Source organism: Endozoicomonas sp. ALC013, from assembly GCF_049310205.1.
GTDB lineage: Bacteria > Pseudomonadota > Gammaproteobacteria > Pseudomonadales > Endozoicomonadaceae > Endozoicomonas.
This window is the reverse complement of the sequence record NZ_JBLYNS010000412.1, coordinates 1-1003: the sequence shown is the minus strand read 5'-3', so window position 1 is coordinate 1003 and position 1003 is coordinate 1. Positions and strand designations below refer to the sequence as shown.

Sequence of the window (1003 nt, the reverse complement as noted above, 5' to 3'; positions counted from 1 at the left end):
ACTTCTGTGTGTTCACGTAGGGCAGCAGCTCAGCCACGGCCTCGTTGATCTCTGGTGTCCGATCCTGACCGTTGTCCACCAGTTTCGCCATGGCCCACAGCAGGTTGGCAATTCCCTGAGGAGTAAATTGGTCTTTCTGTACGTTCACGTGGGGCAACAGCACGGTCATGGCCTCGTTGAGCCCGGGTGTCAGCTCCTGCCCGTTGTCCACCAATTTCGCCATGGCCCACAGCAGGTTGGCGATATGCTGAGGAATAAATTGGTCTTTCTGCGCGTTCACGAGAGGCAACAGGGCGGCCACTGCCTCGTTGAGCCCTGGTGTCTGCTGCTGCGTATTTTCCACCAGTTTCGCCATGGTCCATAGCAGGTTGGCGATATGCTGAGGAATAAATTGGTCTTTCTGTGCGTTCACGTGGGGCAACAGCGCGGCCAAGGCCCTTTTGAGCTCTGGTGTCGGCAGCCCGTTGTCCACCAGTTTCGCCATGGCCCACAGCAGGTTGACAATGCCCTGGGCATTAAGTTGGTTTTTCTTTGCGTTCATGAGGGGCAACAGGGCAGCTACGGCCTCGTTGAGCACTGGTGTCCGCTCCAGCCCGTTGTCCACCAGTTTCGCCATGGCCCACAGCAGGTTGGCGATATGCTGAGGAATAAATTGGTCTTTCTGTGTGTTCACGTGGGGCAACAGCGAGGCAACGGCCTCGTTGAGCTCTGGCGTCCGTTCCTGCCCGTTGTCCACCAGTTTCGCCATGGCCCACAGCAGGTTGACAATCCCCTGGGCAGTAAATTGGTTTTTCTGTGCGTTCACCAGGGGCAACAGCGAGGCGAAGGTCTTTTTGAACTCTGGTGTCTGCTCCTGGCCTTTGTCCACCAGTTTCGCCATGGCCCACAGCAGGTTGGCGATATGCTGCGGAATAAATTGGTCTTTCTGTGCGTTTACGAGGGTTAGCAGCTCGGCCATGGCCTCTTTGAGTTCTGGTGTCTGCGCCTGCCCGTTGTCCACCAG

General features: G+C 56.8%; 1 protein-coding gene. It reads right to left on the bottom strand.

Translation table 11 applies throughout. The features are described 5' to 3' along the window. Positions 1-1003: DUF1601 domain-containing protein (locus tag ACO6V1_RS24205; protein WP_422469187.1), on the bottom strand; the 1003-nt coding region annotated here is incomplete at both ends.